This is a genomic window from Streptomyces sp. NPDC042100 (genome assembly GCF_055582325.1).
Map to the genome: position 1 here is coordinate 109,202 of NZ_JBVJDK010000011.1, position 17,288 is coordinate 126,489.

Here is a 17,288-nt window from a genome sequence, read left to right on the forward strand (position 1 = left end):
CTGTATAGGGCTTTTTATTTCGGGCTGGTCAGGTCGTAGAAGGTCGCGCCGTCCACGGTCTTCTTCTCGAAGGCCGACTCGACCCACGAGGTGATCCCGCTGCTGCCGCCCCCGCCCGGCCCGCCGCCCATGCCGCCGCCGGAGGCGATGAAGTAGTGGATCCGGCCCTCGGCCACGTACCGCTTGAACTGCGCGAGCGTCGGCGACGGGTCGCTGCCGTTGAAGCCGCCGATCGCCATCACCGGCTTCTCCGTGGCGAGCTGGTAGCTGGCCGCGTTCTGCGCGCCGACGGCGGCGGCGACCCAGGTGTACGCGTCGGCGTCGGCGAGCAGCGCGTTCCTGGCCCCGGTGCCGACGTCCGCCCCGTCGAGGAGCCCGCCGGCGGCGCCGGGACGGGCGTTCTCCCCGGGGATGCCGGGCGCCTGGCCACCGCCGGGCGCCTGACCGCCTTGACCGCCCTGACCACCTTGACCGCCTTGACCGCCTTGACCGCCCTGACCGCCGCCCGGGAACTGCCCCATACCCTGGCCGCCCTGACCGCCGCCCGGGAACCGCCCCCCGCCCGGGAACTGCCCGCCCGGCCCCTCGCCGCCGCCGAACAGCATCCGGCCGCCACCGCCCCGGCCGCCGCGCATCCCGCCCGGCCCGGCCATGCCCGCCGGACCCGCCGTCACGATCGAGCCCTGGTGTCCCTCCGCCAGCGTGGCCAGCGTGTACGCGAACGGCCCCGCGAGGCCCGCCGCCAGACCGAGCCCCGCCGCCGCCAGACCGACCCGGCGGGCCGCCCCGCCCAGCCGCACCGCCGACAGCAGGCCCAGCGCCGCCGCGCAGCCCGCGACCAGCACCGCCCAGCGCAGCCACGGCAGCCAGTCCGGCGTCCGGCCGAGCAGCACCCACGCCCACACCGCCGTCACCGCGACCGACGCGGCCAGCCCCGCCGAGGCGGCGAACCGCGCCCGCTCCTCCCACAGCACCGCCGCGCCCATGCCGATCAGCGCCGCCAGATACGGGGCCATGGCCACCGTGTAGTACTCGTGGAAGATGCCGGCCATGAAGCTGAAGACACCCGTCGTCAGCAGCAGCGAGCCGCCCCACACCAGGAACGCCGAGCGGGCCGTGTCCGTGCGCGGCGCCCGCCAGGTCACCACCAGGCCCGCGACGAGCAGCAGCAGCGCGGCCGGCAGCAGCCAGGAGATCTGGCCGCCGACCTGCTCGTTGAACATGCGCCCGAGGCCGGTCTCGCCCCAGCCGCCGCCACCGCCGCCGCCTCGCCCGCCCATCCGTCCGGGCAGTTCCAGACCGGCCGGGAGCTCCATGCCCCCCATGCCGCCGCGCGCACCGCCGCCGCCCACGCTGCCGACCTCGTCGCCGTTGAGCCGGCCCAGGCCGTTGTAGCCGAAGGTCAGCTCCAGAAAGCTGTTGTTCTGCGAACCGCCCACGTACGGACGGGAGGACGCCGGCCACAGCTCCACCAGCGCCACCCACCAGCCCGCCGACACCAGCAGCGCGAGACCGCCGAGGCCCAGCCGCCCGAGCCGCCGCCCGAGCCCGCCCGGCGCGCACACCACGTACACGAGAGCGAGCGCCGGCAGGATCAGGAAGGCCTGGAGGGTCTTGGCGAGGAACGCGAAACCGAGCGCCACCCCCGCCCACACCAGCCACCGCGCCGCACCCCGGTCGAGCTCCAGCGCGCGCAGCACGCAGTACACGGCGACCGTCATGAGCAGCGCGAGGAGCGCGTCCGGGTTGTTGAAGCGGAACATCAGCGCGGCGACCGGGGTGAGCGCCAGCACCGCGCCCGCCAGCAGCCCCGCCCCCGCGGTGAAGCGCCGCCGGACCGCCGCGTACAGCACGCCGACCGTGGCCACGCCCATCAGCACCTCGGGCAGCAGGATCTGCCACGAGCCGAGGCCGAAGAGGCGCACGGACAGCGCCATCGGCCACAGCGCGGCCGGGGGCTTGTCGACGGTGATCGCGTTGGCCGCGTCGAGCGAGCCGAAGAAGAAGGCCTTCCAGCTCTCGCCGCCGGCCTGCACGGCCGCCGAGTAGAAGGAGTTGGCGTAGCCGCCGGCCGTCAGGTTCCACAGGTAGAGGGCCGTGGTGACGAGCAGCAGGCCGAAGAACGCGGGCCGCACCCAGGGGGCGTCCTCGGAACGGCCGCGCCACAGGCGCCGGGCGAGCGGGCGCGGATTCGGGAAGGTCATCAAGAGGTCCTTGAGGTGCGGGAGGTGCGGGAGGAGGAGGTCCTGGAGGAGGAGGCCCCGGACGAAGAGGTCCCGGACGAAGAGGTCCCGGAAGAAGAGGTGCGCTCCGGGAAGACCCAGAGCCGGAAGAGGAGGAAGCGCACGACGGTCGCGGCGAGGTTGGCGACGATCAGCACGGCGAGTTCGGTCGAGTGCGCCGGATCGCCCGTCGCCGCGCCGAGCGCGGCCAGCGAGCCGCTGGTCAGGGCGAGGCCGATGCCGAAGACGACGAGCCCCTGTGCCTGATGGCGGGCGGCCCGGTCCCGGCCCCGTACACCGAAGGTGAGCCTCCGGTTGGCGGCCGTGTTGGCGACGGCGGAGACGAGGAGGGCGCCGGCGTTGGCGAGCTGCGGGCCGACGCCGAGCCGGAAGAGCGAGTAGAGCGCCAGGTAGAAGAGCGTGGACAGCGCCCCGACCACGCAGAAGCCGACGAGCTGACGGGCCAGACCGCCCGGCACGCCGGCCAGTTCGCGGTCGCGCGGATCGTCGCCGAAGGGCCGGGCCAGCCGGTCCAGCGGCAGCGAGCCGGTCGCGAGCGCCCGCCCCACCCGCCACACGCCCCGCAGGTCCTCGGCGGCGGTCCGCACGATGTGGACGGTCGAGTCGGGGTCGTCGACCCAGTCGACCGGCACCTCGTGGATCCGCAGCCCGGCCCGCTCGGCCAGCACCAGCATCTCCGTGTCGAAGAACCAGCCGGTGTCCTCCACCATCGGCAGCAGCCGCTCGGCGACCTCGCGCCGGATCGCCTTGAAGCCGCACTGGGCGTCGGTGAAGCGGGCGGCGAGCGAGCCGCGCAGGATCAGGTTGTACGCGCGGGAGACGAACTCCCGCTTCGGCCCGCGCACCACCCGCGAGGAACGGGCCAGCCGCGAGCCGATCGCCAGGTCGGAGTGGCCGGAGATGAGCGGGGCGACCAGCGGGAGCAGCGCGTTCAGGTCGGTGGACAGGTCCACGTCCATGTACGCGAGGACCGGCGCCTCGGACGCCGACCAGACGGTCCGCAGCGCGCGCCCGCGCCCCTTCTCCTCCAGCCGTACGGACCGGACGCCGGGCAGCCGCTCGGCCAGCGAACGCGCCACGTCCGGGGTGGAGTCGGTGGAGGCGTTGTCGGCGACGGTGATGCGGAAGCCGTAAGGGAAGGTGCGGGAGAGGTGCTCGTGGAGCCGCAGGACGCAGGGCTCCAGGTCCTTCTCCTCGTCGAACACGGGGATCACCACGTCGAGGACGGGCCGGCCGGCCGCGCCGACGGGGAGGTGCTCCCGGGCGGGAAGGGTTTCGGCGGTCGGTGACATCTGCATGTCCCCGACCCTCGCCAGGACCGCTGTCACGACGGTGTGCCGAAGCTGTGGCGGGGCTGTGAGTCCGGGGAGGAGCCGGGACCGCGCGCCAGGACTGCGAGCCCGGAGAGGAGCCGGGACCGCGCGCCAGGACTGCGAGCCCGGAGAGGAGCCGGGACCGCGCGCCGGGGCTCAGAGCTGCTTCGGCAGCCGTACCGCGAACACCGTGCGCCCCGGGGCGCTTTCGACGCCGACCGTGCCGCCGTGGGCGAGGACGACCGCCCGGACGATGGCGAGGCCGAGCCCGGTGCTGCCCGCGTGGCGGGAGCGGGAGGCGTCGCCGCGCGCGAAGCGCTCGAAGACGGAGGGCACCAGTTCCGGCGCGATGCCCGGCCCGTCGTCCTCGACCTCGACGTCGACGTGGGCGGGGCCCACCCGCAGCCGCGCCGTCACGGTGGTGCCGGGCGGGGTGTGCGTACGGGCGTTGCCGAGGAGGTTGACGAGCACCTGCTGGAGCCGGGCGCCGTCGGCGGGGATCTTCACCGGCGCGTCCCCGTCGGGGAGTTCGAGCCGCCAGTGGTGTCCGGGCCCGGCGGCGCGGGCGTCGGAGACGGCGTCCACGACGAGCAGCGCGAGATCGGTGCTCTCGTACGAGAGCGGGCGTCCGGCGTCCAGCCGCGCGAGCAGCAGCAGGTCCTCCACCAGCCCCGTCATCCGGGTCGCCTCGGACTCGATGCGCCCGAGCGCGTGCCGGGTGTCGGGGCCGCACTCCTCGCGCCCGCGCCGGGTCAGCTCCGCGTAGCCCCGGATCGAGGCCAGCGGGGTGCGCAGCTCGTGACTGGCGTCGGCGACGAACCGCCGGACCCGCGTCTCGCTCCGCTGGCGCGCGTCGAGCGCCGAGTGCACGTGGTCGAGCATCCGGTTGATCGCGGCGCCGACCTGCCCGACCTCGGTCCGAGGATCGGCCTGCGCCTCCGGCACCCGGTGGTCCAGGGCCACCTCGCCGCTGTGCAGCGGCAGCCGGGAGACCTGGGCCGCGGTCGCGGCGACCCGGCGGAGGGGCCGCAGGGCGACCCCCACGAGCACGGTCCCGGCGAGCGAGGCGGCGACGAGCCCGGCGGCGGTGACGCTCAGCTCGACGACGATCAGCGTGGACAGGGCGTCCTGGACCTCGGTGAGCGGTATGCCGATGACGTAGTCGCCGTTCTTCCCGGAGGCGTACCGGGCCCGGTAGTCGCCGAGCCCGCCGGGCAGGGAGACCGTGTGCGGGGCGCCGTCGCGGGGGACGGTGGCGAGCGCGGCGGACTGGTCCGCGGTCAGCGCCGCCAGGTCGTACCGCTGCCCGTACACCCCTTCCTCAGGCGGTACGGAGACGTCGCCGGCGGCCAGTTCGCCGTTCACCACCCGTGCGCCGACCGTCCCCAGCGGGGCGCCGGGGCCGATGATGAACGGCGCCTGGAAGCCGGCGCCGGGTGTCGGCCCGGGGGCGTCGTGGGAGGGCCCGGCGGCTCGTTTGGCGACCTCCGACAGGCGGGCGTCGGCCTGGTCGAAGAGGTAGGAGCGGAAGGCGATCGTCGTCACCGAGCCGATGACCGCGCAGACGACGGCGATCAGCGCGACGGCGGACAGGACCAGCCGGGTCCGCAGCGACCAGGGCGCCCGGGAGCCCCCCGAGCCGCGGGGCGCCCGGCTCGGTCGCGGGCTCGGGCGACGGATGCGCACGGCGGGCTACTCCCCCGGCTTGATCAGATATCCGGCCCCCCGCCGGGTGTGGATCATCGGGCTGCGGCCGGCGTCCAGCTTGCGCCGCAGGTAGGAGATGTAGAGCTCGACGACGTTGGCCTGGCCGCCGAAGTCGTACGACCAGACGCGGTCCAGGATCTGCGCCTTGCTGAGCACCCGGCGCGGGTTGCGCATGAGGTAGCGCAGCAGCTCGAACTCGGTCGCGGTGAGATGGACGGACTCGCCGCCGCGGGTGACCTCGTGGCTGTCCTCGTCGAGGGTGAGGTCGCCGACGGTGAGCAGCGATTCGGCGCGCGCCTGCGCGGCCCCGGAGCGCCGGATCAGGCCGCGCAGCCGGGCGACGACCTCCTCCAGGCTGAACGGCTTGGTGACGTAGTCGTCGCCGCCCGCGGTGAGCCCGGCGATGCGGTCCTCGACGGCGTCCTTCGCGGTGAGGAAGAGCACCGGCACCTCGGGCAGCTCGCGGCGCAGCCGCCCGAGGACGGAGAGCCCGTCCATGTCGGGCAGCATCATGTCGAGCACGACGACGTCGGGCCGGAACTCCCGTGCGATCCGCAGCGCGCCGGCCCCGTCACCGGCGCTGTGCACCTGCCAGCCCTCGTAGCGCAGGGCCATCGAGAGCAGCTCGGCGAGCGAGGCCTCGTCGTCGACGACGAGGACGCGGACGGCGGTGCCGTCGGCCCGGAGCAGGTCGGTTCGCGAACGGGGAGTGGTCGCAGTCATGGGGACACGCTGTCCCGCGCTGCTGAAACCGTCCTTTCGCTTCCCTGTGAATCTCCTGAGAATGCCCGGGGCCCCGCCCGGGACCTGCGGGGCCCCGCCCCCGGCTGCCTACGGGGTGCCGCCCGGCAGCCCGAAGAGCCGGGCGGCGTTGCCGTGGCAGACGGCCCGCAGCCAGTCGTCGCCGAGCCCGAGCCGTTCGAGGGCGTGGAGCTGGTGGACGTACGGGTAGGGGATGTTCGGGAAGTCGGTGCCGAGCAGGATCCGGTCGCCGAGGTCGGCGAGCCGCTTGAGCTCGCCCGGCGGGAAGGGCGCGAGGCGCTCGCTGAAGTCGGTGAAGGCCATGGTGGTGTCGAGGCGGACGCCCTCGTACCGCTCGGCGAGACCGAGGAAGTCGGCGTACTCGGGCATCCCCATGTGGGCGACGACGAGCCGCAGCCTCGGATACCGGGCGAGCAGCCGCGCGATCGGCCCGGGCCCGGTGAAGGCGCCGGGCGCGGGCCCGGAGCCGCAGTGGACGACGACGGGCGTCCCGGCGTCCTGGACGGTCCCCCACACCTCGTCGAGCAGCGGATCGTTCGGGTCGTAGCCGCCCACCTGGACGTGCGCCTTGAGGACCCGGGCCCCGCCGTCCAGGGCGGCCCGCACGTAGCCGGGGGCGCCGGGCTCGGGGAAGAGGGTGGCGGTGTGCAGACAGTCGGGGGTGCGGCGGGCGAAGTCCGCCGCCCAGTCGTTGAGCCAGGAGGCCATGCCGGGCTTGTGCGGGTAGAGCATCGAGGTGAAGGCGAGCACCCCGAAGCCGCGTAGCAGCGCGATCCGGCGGTCCTCCTCCTCGCGGTAGGTGATGGGCCACGCGACGCCGGTCAGGGGACCGGCGGAGTCGAAGTAGGCCCAGACCTTGTCGAGGACGTTGCGGGGCATGAAGTGGGTGTGGACGTCGACGAGCCCCGGCACCCCGAGCCGCCCGGCCCACCCCCGCACCTCCCGCGCCTCGCCCTCCCCCGTATCAGCCGTACCCTCCGCACCCTCCGTACCAGCCGGATCCCCCGGGTCAGTCGCGCTCGCGGTCGCGGTCAAAGCCGTACGTCCTCTCCACCTTGCCGATGTGCACGCGGTAGCTGTCGTACCACTCCTCGCGCCCGCGCCGCTTGGCCTCCAGGTGCTCCGGGTGGTGCTGCCAGGCGGCGAGCCCGTCCAGGTCGCGGAAGTAGGCGACGGTGATGCCGATGCCGCCGGGGGTGCGGGCGGACTCGTAGCCGAGGAAGCCGGGCATGTCCTGGACCAGGGCGTGCAGGGCGGCGGCGGTCTCGGGATAGCCCTCGGGGGAGTCGGGGCGGATCGCGGTGAAGACAGCGGTGTAGTAGGGCGGTTCGAGGCCGCCCACGAGTTCCTGGGTCATGTGATCACCCTGGTCCGGGGGCGTCACGGCTGTCCACGGCCGGATCCCAAAGGGATCCAAGACTTTACGGTCGCCCCGCCGGCCCCGCTCAGAACAGCTGCTCCTGCCCGTCGCCGAACACGAGCGGCACGGAGACGCGCGCTCCGGCCGGGGCGCTCTCGATCCCCCGGCCGGTCAGCAGCCGGGTGTCGAGGACGAGGTGCCGCCCGTCCGGGTCGAGGAGGTGCAGGTCGGGTCCGGCGGCGGCGAGCAGCCGCCCGGCGACGATCCCGCCGGGCACGAGCTCGGCGACGCTCGCGTCGAGCGGCGGCAGCCCGTCGAGCCGGAAGGCGTCCGCGTGGTCGCGGACCTCGGGGGCGAGCGGCTCCAGCGTGTCGGCCCAGGCGCCGACGCCGACGGCCCGCCCGTACAGCTCCTCGACCGCGCGCGCCCGCTCGGGGGCGGGCGGCAGGGCGGTCCGGACGGCCCGCTTGCGGGCGTACGGGATGCGGTCGGGCACGGCGAGCGCGTGCCGCAGCACCTCCTCGGTCCGGCGCGCGGCCATCAGGGGCCCCCGCCCGAGCCAGCCGAAGGCGACCGCGCCCTGTTCGAGCAGCCGCGCGTCCCCGCGCTCCTCGCGGGTGATCCCGACCTTGACCATGCCGGGCCCGAACCAGGCGAGGTAGACGCGGTACGTCCGGGGGTCGTCGAGCAGGGTGTCGGCGGCGACGGAGTGCGCCCGGTCGAGCCGCGCGCACTCGGGGCACCGCCCACCGGTGCTCCGACCGCCGACCGGGGCGCCGACCGGGCACGCGTTCCCCCGGGCCCCGGAACACCGGCGCTCCCCCACGGCCCGGAACCCGATGACCCGCCCGTACCCGAGCGCGCTGACCCGCCCCCCGTCCCACCGCAGCCCGGGCACCCCGCCCCGCCAGGTGACCCCGGCACTCCGCCACACCATGCCCCCAGTCTGCCGGGGCCCACTGACACCGGCACCGACACGCCGACACAGCGACACAGCGACACACCGAAGGAGATCGCCCCCTCAAGGCATCAGATAAAGCAGCCCCCCATCACCCCCGCTCCCCCCGCTCCCGCCCGCGTGCCGCATGCACCCCCGCTCGACGAGCATCCGCACGCAGTCGCGGACCCGGTCGGAGGGGAGCCCGGTGAGCCGGGCGACCTCCTCCAGCCGGTAGCGGACCCCGCCCCGGACGAGCTCGGGGGCGAGGCAGGCGGCGACGGCGTGGACGTCGTCGCTGAGGACGACGTTCCGCTCGCGCCAGGAGGCGAGGAGGTCCTGCGGGGTGAGGGCGGGGCCGGCCCGCTGGACGGGCACGGCGAGCATGTCGCCGGCCTCGGCGAGCCGGGTGAGGTGCCGGTCGTCGAGCTCGTCGGCCTCCAGCCGGACGACCTCGTCGCGCACGGCCGACGGCACGACGTACCCGCCGGGCACGGGGGAGGGTTCGAGCCCGTAGCCGCCGTGGCGCTGCACGGCGCAGACGAGCTCGGCGATCCAGGCGGTGAAGGGGGCGACCCGGGCCCCGGTGGAGGCGGCGACGAGCTGGACGAGCCCTTCGAGGCTGACCATCCGTTCGCCGAGGGTGGCCTGCATGGCCTTGCCGACGTGGTTGCGGAGGGCCTTGCGCACGTCCCCGTGCCCGAGCGCCCCGGCCACGTCCCCGGCGGGGAACCAGTGCGTCCCGTCCGCCAGGGTGAGCCGGCGCAGCCGGGCCCCGGTGGCGGCAAAAACGAAGTCGTCGATGTCAATGGCGTTGACGTGGCCGTTCATCGGACATCACCTCCACCTGCAAGCTAGGCCGAGGGCATATTCAACTGACATGGAAATCAGCCCGGTTCACCCAAAGGTGTGGGAATAACCGGATTCCTCCCCCGGTCCGCCGTGGATCGACCCTTCAGTCGAGCGTGGCGACGACGAGTCCGACGAGCACGATCACCGGCGAGCCGAGGAACACGACGCCGCCCATGAGCCGGAAGAACCACGCGCCGAAGCGCGACGGCTCCGTCAGCCCCATGTCCAGCGTCCGCGCCGCGGTCACCGCCCTGACGGCGTTGCGCCGCGCGACCGCCTTGTCCGCCACGCCCCGCAGGTTGAAGAGGAACACGGCCCCCCACACCACGCCCGCCAACCCCAGAACGAACAGCGCGATACCCACGACCACAGCCGGACCCCTCCCTTGGACACCGCCCGATCGGCGGCAGCCCGGGAATGATGCCAGCGGGCCCCCGACCGGAGAGAACCGGCCCGACCCACAACGCAAGAGGCCCGGACTCTCGTCCGGGCCTCTTGTCTCTGTGTGCACTCGGCAGGATTCGAACCTGCAACCTTCTGATCCGTAGTCAGATGCTCTATCCGTTAAGCTACGAGTGCTTGTTTTGTTTTTCTGTCTTCGCTCCCCGGTCTTTCGACCCGCTCGCGGCGACAGGAAGAACATTACATGACTGCCGCCGTCATGTGAAATCCATTGACCACACCCCTTGTGACCTGCGAAAACGTCCGCCCCCTGGGGGGAGGCGACCGAGGGAGGCATGGGGGCGCAGAGGGGCTCCAGGGGGTTAATGAGACCGGGGTCACACGTTTCGGCGGTGGGGGCCGTTTCGGAATGTCTTCGGCGCCTTCGGCGTCTTGGGTGTGTTCGGTGTCCTCGGCGTGCCGGGGAACGCGAGAAGCCCCGGCCGATGGGGCCGGGGCTTCTCTGGGGCGGAGGCGGAGGGATTTGAACCCTCGATGGGCTTTAAGACCCAAACCGCATTAGCAGTGCGGCGCCATAGACCGGACTAGGCGACGCCTCCTCGCATCTCTCGCGCGTACGCGAGTGGTGCGTGCAGATGATGACACAGACGAGCACCGCGCCACCAATCGGTTGTCACCGTACTAGGCCCCGGGGGCCCAGAGCAAAGCCCCGGCACCCTCGCGCCCCCCGCCCGGCGCATCCCGGTTGCGCAACGGAGCGGAGTGCCGAGCGTTAGAGGAGGGGACCCTCTCCGCCATCCGCCCTGCCCTGGAGACAAGCATGCTGCGCCGCCTCGCTCTCATGACCCTCGCCCCGCTCGCCTTCACCGGCGCCGCCTCGGCCACCGGGCTCGGGCCGCTCCCCCCGCTGCCGCTCCTCTCCTCGCCCGACGCCCTCACCGTCGTCGTCGAGAAGTCCGGCCACGCCGAGGCCGACGGGACCTTCCGGCTGGAGTGCGGCGGCACCCCCGGCGGAACGCACCCCGCCGCCGAGAACGCCTGCAAGCGGCTCGAACAGTTCGCCGTCGCCGGCAGCGACCCCTTCGCCCCCGTCCCCGCCGGCCAGTCCTGCACCCAGCAGTACGGCGGCCCCGCCACAGCCCACGTCACCGGAGACTGGCAGGGCCGCAGGATCGACGCCCGCTTCTCCCGCGCCAACGGCTGCGAGATCTCCCGCTGGGAGAACCTGCGGCCCGTCCTCCCCCGGGTCTGAACAGCCCGAGGAGCGCCCCCGGGACGCCCGCCGCGGCCTGTGCCGAGGGCCGTCCCGGGGAACGGAGGAGCCGCCTCCCTTAGACTCCCTCCGTGACAGGCCGCGACCCGAGGGGCAAGATGGGCCCGGCCGACAGGCGATAGGCACAGGCGATAGGCAAGTGCAGTGGGTCAGGGAGGAACCGTCGTCGTGAGCAGCAGGCCATCCCGAGGCGCTGCTCGCCTCGCAGCCATACTCGACGCCCTTCCGGACGGCCTCGTGCTCGTCAATTGCAACGGCACGGTCGTCAACGCCAACACGATCGCGCTCGGCATGTTCGAGACGCCCGGCACCGCGCTCGTCGGGCGCGGGCTGCTCGATCTGCTCCCCGAGTTCGACTCGCGCCTCATCCCCGGCTCCATGCGGCGTCCCGAAGCCGCCGACGAGCGGGGCCGCACCAAGCCGACCCGGATGGTCGCCCGCCGCACCGACGGCGGCGAGTTCCCCGTCGAGGTGACCAGCGCCAGCCTGGAGGACGGCCGCGAGGCCTACGACTCGTACAGCGGCTACACCGGCGACGAGCTGCTCATGCTGGTCGTGCGTGATCTCACCGGGACCCTCGACACCGAGGCGGAGCTGGCCCGTTCGCAGCGCCAGACCGAGATGATCCTGCGGGCCGCGGCCGAAGGCGTCGTCGGCACCGACACCGACGGACGCGTCGTCCTCGTCAACCCGGCCGCCGCGCAGATCCTCGGCTTCCGCGCCACCGACCTCGGCGGCAAGGAGCTGCACACCCTCGTGCTGCACTCCCGCCCCGACGGCGAGCCCTTCCCGTACGCCGACTCGCCGCTCGCCGACACCCTCAAGTCCGGCCGCAAGCACCGGGTCCGGGGCCAGGTGCTGTGGGCGAAGAACGGCGACCGGGTGCCCGTCGACCTGACCACCGCGCCGGTACGGGACGGGGACCAGCTCGTCGGCGCCGTCATGACCTTCACCGACCGCAGGCCGTACGACCAGCTCGTCGAGAAGTACGAGGGCGAGGCCGCCGACCGCGCCGAGCGGCACCTGGCCGAGCTGGAGCGGCAGCGCGAGCGGCACACCGCCCTCGCCGCCCGGCACGCGCAGCTCACCGCCGTCCTCGCCGACTCGCTGCGCGGGCCGCTGGAGGAGCTGCGGGCCCAGCTCGGGGCCCTCGCCGCCGACGACGCCGGGCAGTTGTGGCCCGAGGCCAACCAGGTGCTGCACCACCTGGCCGCCGGCTACACCCGGATGACCACCCTCGTCGACAACGTCCTCGGCTACCAGCGGTTCGACGAGGGCGCCGAGGAGCTCGCCAAGGAGCTCGTGCTCCTCGACGGGGTCGTCACCGCGGGCATCGACCACGCCGTCGAGCTGATCGGGCCCGGGCGCGCCCAGTTCGCCGTGCACGCGCCGCCGATCGAGGCCGAGGCCGACGCCGGACGGCTCGTCACCGCGCTCGCGCACCTCGTCGCGGACGTGGCGGGCGTCGACGCGACCGGCAAGAGCAAGGCCGCGCAGCCGAGCGGCTACGCGGACTCCACGATCGTCGTCGCCGCCGCCCAGCGCGGCGACGTCGTCCGCATCGAGGTCCGCGGCCCCTACGCGGGCGGTGACCGGGTCCACCAGCCGGTGGTGCGCGGGATCGTCGAGGCGCACGGCGGCGTCGTCCAGACCCACGAGGTGCCGGGGACGACCGGCGGCGCGTACGTCGTCGAGCTCCCCCTCGGGTCGGGACGCGGCGCCATCTCCGCCCCCGCCGCCACCGAGGACGGGGACGGAGACGAGGGCGACGCGGACGCCGCTTCCGCTTCCGGCCGGGACGGCTCCCCCGCCGCCCGGGGGCGGGAGCTGCCCGCCCTGCCCGCGCTTCCCTCCCCGGCCGCCGAGGAGGTCCCCGGACCCGACGGCACCCACGGCGGCGGACGGCGCCGGGCCCGCCGGGCGTCCACCGACGCGTTCCTGGAGAGCCCGATGGCTCCCGAGGACGGCCCCGCGCCCGAGCCGACCGGCCGCCGCCGCGGGCGTACGGGCGACACGCCCGCCACCGGCACCCCCTCGGGCGTGCCGGGCGAGCTGATCCCCGCTCAGAACGCCGGGCCCGCCGACTCCGGCGGCACCGGGCGGCGCCGCGGCCGGCCCGCCGAGGGCGCCGTCGTGACCGCCGCCGAGGGCGCGCAGGCCCGTCCCGCGCTCGGTGCGGCCGTGCCGCCGCAGGGCGTGCCGGCCGACGCCCCGGCGTCCCCGCACCACGCGCTGGCGCTGCCCGCCGTCGCCTCCGACGAGGAGGCCCGGCCGACCGGGCGCAGGCGGCGGGCGCTCGCCGCCGCGCAGGAGCGCGCCGCCGCGCAGGACGCGGGGCCGCGCACGCCGTTCGCGCTGCCGGCCGGCCCCGCCGCAGCCGACGACGCCGACGCCGAGCGCGCCTCGGACGGGCTGCTGGAGGCCGTGCCCGTGCCCGCCCTGGAGCAGGCGCGGGAGCCGGAGCCCGGCGAGCGCCACGAGGCCGTGCGGGCGCTGCCCGGCGACGAGCACACCCCGCCGCAGGCGCACCCGCTGCCCGGGCGGCGGCGCGGGGCGCAGGAGACCACCAGCGGGACCGGCACGGGCTCCGTGCCGCTGCCGCCGGAGATCCCGGCAGGCCGGGACGCGTCGCACGGGCGCGCCTTCAGCGTCCGCACCCTCGGGCAGGGCGTGCCGTTCGCCCAGCCGCCGGTGCGGGAGGCCCAAGAGCCGGACGCGGCGCAGGCGCCCGTACCGGTGCCGTCCGGGATGCCCGCCTCCGTACCCGCCCCCGCCTCCGTACCGTCCTCGGTCCCGGCGCAGGCGTCCGTCCCGGCGGGTGCCGCCTCCTCCGGGCGGCGGCGGAAGCTGGGGAACCCGGGCGAGGAGAGCCGTCCCGGCGCGCCGGAGCAGGCCGCCCGGCCGCATCCGCTGCCTCCGGGCGCGCCCGCCATGCCGCCCGTCCCGCCCGTACCGGCGCCGGTCCCGGCCCCGGCCCCGGCGGCGAAGCTCGCCCCGATCCCGGCGCCCGCCGCCGCCCCCGAGGGACGCGCGTACGCCATAGGGGCGCCCGCCGAGGGCTCGGCCGAGGGGCCGGAGCCGCTGGACGGGCCCGGCGGCGCGGTCGAGGTGTCGAACCAGCCGCTGCCCCAGCCCGTCGACGACGAGCTGCCCCCCGAGCCGCTGGACAACCCGCGCCGGCTGCTGGTCTGGCCCGCGCCCGACGTCTCCACCCAGCAGGCGCTGAGCGACCGGGGCTACCGGCCGGTGATCGTGCACTCCCGCGAGGAGGTGGACGCGCAGATCGCCGCCTTCCCGGCCGCGCTCTTCGTGGACCCGCTGACCGGGCCGATCACCAGGACCGCGCTCCAGTCGCTGCGCCAGGCGGCGGTCGCCGCCGAGGTGCCCGTCCTGCTGGCGGCCGGGCTCGGGCAGGCGACCCGGGAGGCGGCGTACGGCGCCGATCCGGCGGTCCTGCTCAAGGCGCTGGCGCCCCGGGACAGCGAGCAGCACCCGTCCCGCGTGCTCCTCATCGAGGAGCAGGACGACATCGCGCGGGCGCTGGCGGCGACGCTGGAGCGGCGCGGGATGCAGGTGGCGCGGGCGGCGACCGACACCGAGGCGGTCACGCTGGCCACCCAGATGCGCCCGAACCTGGTGGTGATGGACCTGATGCAGGTGCGCCGCCGGCGGGCCGGGATCATCGACTGGCTGCGTGCGAACGGGCAGTTGAACCGCACGCCGCTCGTCGTCTACACCTCCGCCGGCCTCGACGGGGCCGAACTGCCCTCGCTCTCCTCGGGCGAGACGGTGCTGTTCCTCGCCGAGCGGTCGACCAGCGACGAGGTGCAGGCCCGGATCGTGGACCTGCTCGCGAAGATCGGCACCAACTGACCCCGCCCGTGGGCGGGGCCGGTCGGCGCCGGTCCCGCGGGGCTCAGAGCCGGGTGACGTCCAGCTCGCCGTCCGCGTACTGCTTGCGGATCACCTTCTTGTCGAACTTCCCGACGCTCGTCTTCGGGACGCCCGGCACGATCGCCCAGCGCTCGGGGAGCTGCCACCTGGCGATGCCGCCCTCGTCGGCGAGGAAGGCGCGCAGCTCCTCGTAGTCCGCGCTCTCGCCCTCCTTGAGGACGACGGTCGCCAGGGGCCGCTCGCCCCACTTCTCGTCCGGGACGGCGACGACGGCGGCCTCGGCGACGGCCGGGTGGGCCATCAGGGCGTTCTCCAGCTCGACGGAGGAGATCCACTCGCCGCCGGACTTGATGACGTCCTTGGCGCGGTCGGTGAGGGTGAGGAAGCCGTCGGCGCTGATGACGCCGACGTCGCCGGTCTTGAGCCAGCCGTCGGCGCTGAACTTGTCCTCGGGGCGCAGCTCCTCGCCCCCGGCGCCGCCGTAGTAGGAGCCGGCGATCCAGTTGCCGCGGACCTCCAGCTCGCCGGCGGACTCGCCGTCCCAGGGCAGGACCTCGCCGCCGGGGCCGATCAGGCGGGCCTCGACGCCGGTGGGGAAGCGGCCCTGGGTGACGCGGTAGGGCCACTCCTCCTCGGGGGTGAGGCCGGCCGGCGGGTGGGCCATGGTGCCGAGCGGGGAGGTCTCGGTCATGCCCCAGGCGTGGCAGAGGCGGACGCCGAGCCGGTCGTACGCCTCCATGAGGGAGGGCGGGCAGGCGGCGCCGCCGATGGTGACCTGGGCCATGGAGGTCAGGTCGCGGGGGCGGGCGGTGACCTCGGCGAGCAGGCCCTGCCAGATGGTGGGGACGGCGGCGGCGTGGGTCGGCTTCTCGGACTCGATCATGTCGGCGAGCGGGGCCGGCTGAAGGAAACGATCCGGCATGAGCATGTTGATGCCGGTCATGAAGGTGGCGTGCGGCAGCCCCCAGGCCAGCACGTGGAACTGCGGCACCACGATCAGGGTGGTGTCCTTGTCGGTGAGGCCCATCGACTCGGCCATGTTGACCTGCATGGAGTGCAGGTAGATCGAGCGGTGGGAGTAGACGACGCCCTTGGGGTCGCCGGTGGTGCCGGAGGTGTAGCACATGGCCGCCGCCGCCCGCTCGTCCAGCTCGGGCCAGGCGTACGTGGTGGGACGGCCGGCGATCAGCTCCTCGTAGGCATGGACCCGGGGCGCCGCGCCGTCGAGGAGGGAGAGGTCCCCGGGACCGGCGACGACGACGTGCTCGACGGTCGGCAGGTGGGGCAGGAGCGGCGCGAGGAGCGGGAGGAGGGAGCCGTTGACGAGGACCACGCGGTCGGCGGCGTGGTTGACGATCCAGGCCAGCTGCTCGGGGGGCAGGCGCAGGTTGAGGGTGTGGACGACCGCGCCCATGGCGGGGATCGCGAAGTAGGCCTCGACGTGCTCCGCGTTGTTCCACATCAGGGTCGCCACGCGCTCGTCGCCGGTGACGCCGAGTTCGTCGCGCAGGGCGTTGGCCAGCTGCGCGGCCCGCGCGCCGGTCTCGGCGAAGGTGCGGCGCTGGGGCTCGGCCCCCGTCCACGTGGTGATGGTGGACTTCCCGTGGATCGTCATCCCGTGGTTCAGGATGCGGGTCACGGTCAGCGGTACGTCCTGCATGGTGCTGAGCACGGGCGTCCTCCCGAGGGCGCTACGCGGCAGTAAGGTTGTGCCGATTCTGCGCACGTACCACGTGGTATGTCACTACCCGGGCGCCACTCGGCCCGACGAATTCGCCAGCGATCACTGGCGTGACCGAGGGTGACCGCCCCGCCGGCCCGCGGGCGTCAGCGTACGGGGGACAGCTCCGGGTCCTCGCGGAGCTTGCCGAGCGCCCGGGAGACCGCGCTCTTGACCGTGCCGACGGAGACCCCGAGCACCTCGGCGGTCTGCGCCTCGCTCAGGTCCTCGTAGTACCGCAGGACGACCATCGACCGCTGCCGGTCGGGGAGCTTCATCACCGCGCGCCACATGGCGTCGTGCAGCACCTGCCGCTCGGCCGGGTCCGGTTCCGGCAGCCCGGCGGGCTCCGGCAGCTCGTCGCAGGCGAACTCGTCGACCTTGCGCTTGCGCCACTGGGAGGTGCGGGTGTTCAGCAGCGCGCGGCGGACGTAGCCGTCCAGGGCGCGGTGGTCCTCGATGCGCTCCCAGGCGACGTAGGTCTTGGTGAGCGCCGTCTGCAGCAGGTCCTCGGCGTCGCACGGATTGGCCGTCAGCGAGCGCGCGGTGCGCAGCAGGACGGGCCCTCGGGCCCGTACGTAGGAGGAGAACGACGGGTACGTCGCGGAGGTCGGGCGCGCCGCGAGCGACGGGTGGGTCGCGTACTGCGAGGCGCCGGCACAGACGGTGCCAGAAGGTGGCGGAGTCATGGCTCCACGCTATGAGCGGCCGACCGCCCCGGGGATCGGTCGCAGGTCCCGAACCGCACTCCCCCTCAGGTTGTAGGGGTGGGGCCCGCCGGACCTCCTTCAGGTGGAGCACCCGTACGACCGGCTCAGGGTCGGC

General features: G+C 74.5%; 13 protein-coding genes and 2 tRNA genes. 2 read left to right on the forward strand and 13 right to left on the reverse strand.

The window, feature by feature from the left end; genetic code table 11:
* Positions 1-14: 14 nt before the first annotated feature.
* From ACZ6J5_RS24675 to ACZ6J5_RS24725, 11 genes are all read right to left on the reverse strand, one after another.
* Positions 15-2,204: an ArnT family glycosyltransferase gene (locus ACZ6J5_RS24675; RefSeq protein ID WP_469394912.1), complete on the reverse strand. Its 2,190-nt coding sequence runs from the start codon at positions 2,202-2,204 to the stop codon at positions 15-17.
* Positions 2,204-3,541 carry a bifunctional glycosyltransferase family 2/GtrA family protein gene (locus ACZ6J5_RS24680; RefSeq protein WP_469394914.1) on the reverse strand — a complete coding sequence of 446 codons (1,338 nt, stop codon included), beginning with the start codon at positions 3,539-3,541 and terminating at the stop codon, positions 2,204-2,206. The genes ACZ6J5_RS24675 and ACZ6J5_RS24680 overlap by 1 nt, the downstream gene beginning before the upstream one ends.
* A 171-nt stretch (positions 3,542-3,712) precedes the next feature.
* Positions 3,713-5,242 carry a sensor histidine kinase gene (locus ACZ6J5_RS24685; protein WP_469394916.1) on the reverse strand — a complete coding sequence of 510 codons (1,530 nt, stop codon included), beginning with the start codon at positions 5,240-5,242 and terminating at the stop codon, positions 3,713-3,715.
* A 6-nt stretch (positions 5,243-5,248) separates the two neighbouring features.
* Entirely contained in the window at positions 5,249-5,986 is a 738-nt protein-coding gene (locus ACZ6J5_RS24690) for a response regulator transcription factor (RefSeq protein WP_469394918.1), read from the reverse strand.
* 108 nt (positions 5,987-6,094) lie between these two features.
* On the reverse strand, positions 6,095-6,964 hold the full coding sequence (locus tag ACZ6J5_RS24695; RefSeq protein WP_469394920.1) for an amidohydrolase family protein: 870 nt from the start codon (positions 6,962-6,964) through the stop codon (positions 6,095-6,097).
* Positions 6,965-7,034: 70 nt separating this feature from the next.
* Positions 7,035-7,382, reverse strand: coding sequence for an antibiotic biosynthesis monooxygenase family protein (locus ACZ6J5_RS24700; protein ID WP_469394922.1), 348 nt, complete (start codon positions 7,380-7,382; stop codon positions 7,035-7,037).
* Positions 7,383-7,470: 88 nt separating this feature from the next.
* Entirely contained in the window at positions 7,471-8,322 is an 852-nt protein-coding gene (locus ACZ6J5_RS24705) for a DUF2797 domain-containing protein (RefSeq protein WP_469394924.1), read from the reverse strand.
* Positions 8,323-8,406: 84 nt separating this feature from the next.
* Positions 8,407-9,153, reverse strand: coding sequence for a BRO family protein (locus ACZ6J5_RS24710; protein WP_469394926.1), 747 nt, complete (start codon positions 9,151-9,153; stop codon positions 8,407-8,409).
* Between the two features lie 124 nt (positions 9,154-9,277).
* A complete protein-coding gene (locus ACZ6J5_RS24715) occupies positions 9,278-9,538 on the reverse strand; it encodes a hypothetical protein (RefSeq protein WP_469394928.1) in 261 nt (86 codons plus the stop codon).
* A gap of 142 nt (positions 9,539-9,680) precedes the next feature.
* Positions 9,681-9,753, reverse strand: a tRNA-Arg gene (locus ACZ6J5_RS24720).
* Positions 9,754-10,084: 331 nt separating this feature from the next.
* Positions 10,085-10,175, reverse strand: a tRNA-Ser gene (locus tag ACZ6J5_RS24725).
* A 221-nt stretch (positions 10,176-10,396) separates the two neighbouring features.
* Here ACZ6J5_RS24725 and ACZ6J5_RS24730 point away from each other — a divergent pair.
* Together ACZ6J5_RS24730 and ACZ6J5_RS24735 are read left to right on the forward strand one after the other, a co-directional pair.
* Positions 10,397-10,828 carry an SSI family serine proteinase inhibitor gene (locus ACZ6J5_RS24730; RefSeq protein ID WP_469394930.1) on the forward strand — a complete coding sequence of 144 codons (432 nt, stop codon included), beginning with the start codon at positions 10,397-10,399 and terminating at the stop codon, positions 10,826-10,828.
* Positions 10,829-11,017: 189 nt separating this feature from the next.
* Positions 11,018-14,722 carry a hybrid sensor histidine kinase/response regulator gene (locus ACZ6J5_RS24735; protein WP_469394932.1) on the forward strand — a complete coding sequence of 1,235 codons (3,705 nt, stop codon included), beginning with the start codon at positions 11,018-11,020 and terminating at the stop codon, positions 14,720-14,722.
* A gap of 43 nt (positions 14,723-14,765) precedes the next feature.
* Here ACZ6J5_RS24735 and ACZ6J5_RS24740 read toward each other — a convergent pair whose 3' ends face one another.
* Positions 14,766-16,415: a long-chain fatty acid--CoA ligase gene (locus tag ACZ6J5_RS24740; RefSeq protein ID WP_469394934.1), complete on the reverse strand. Its 1,650-nt coding sequence runs from the start codon at positions 16,413-16,415 to the stop codon at positions 14,766-14,768.
* A 155-nt stretch (positions 16,416-16,570) separates the two neighbouring features.
* Positions 16,571-17,152: a SigE family RNA polymerase sigma factor gene (locus ACZ6J5_RS24745; RefSeq protein ID WP_469394936.1), complete on the reverse strand. Its 582-nt coding sequence runs from the start codon at positions 17,150-17,152 to the stop codon at positions 16,571-16,573.
* Positions 17,153-17,288: the final 136 nt, after the last annotated feature.

Bases quoted from the DNA above. Each gene is read 5' to 3' on its own strand.
- ACZ6J5_RS24730 (WP_469394930.1), top strand. From the start codon at position 10,397: ATGCTGCGCCGCCTCGCTCTCATGACCCTCGCCCCGCTCGCCTTCACC.
- ACZ6J5_RS24680 (WP_469394914.1), bottom strand. From the start codon at position 3,541: ATGCAGATGTCACCGACCGCCGAAACCCTTCCCGCCCGGGAGCACCTC.
- ACZ6J5_RS24675 (WP_469394912.1), bottom strand. From the start codon at position 2,204: ATGACCTTCCCGAATCCGCGCCCGCTCGCCCGGCGCCTGTGGCGCGGC.
- ACZ6J5_RS24700 (WP_469394922.1), bottom strand. From the start codon at position 7,382: ATGACCCAGGAACTCGTGGGCGGCCTCGAACCGCCCTACTACACCGCT.
- ACZ6J5_RS24690 (WP_469394918.1), bottom strand. From the start codon at position 5,986: ATGACTGCGACCACTCCCCGTTCGCGAACCGACCTGCTCCGGGCCGAC.
- ACZ6J5_RS24710 (WP_469394926.1), bottom strand. From the start codon at position 9,153: ATGAACGGCCACGTCAACGCCATTGACATCGACGACTTCGTTTTTGCC.
- ACZ6J5_RS24705 (WP_469394924.1), bottom strand. From the start codon at position 8,322: ATGGTGTGGCGGAGTGCCGGGGTCACCTGGCGGGGCGGGGTGCCCGGG.
- ACZ6J5_RS24745 (WP_469394936.1), bottom strand. From the start codon at position 17,152: ATGACTCCGCCACCTTCTGGCACCGTCTGTGCCGGCGCCTCGCAGTAC.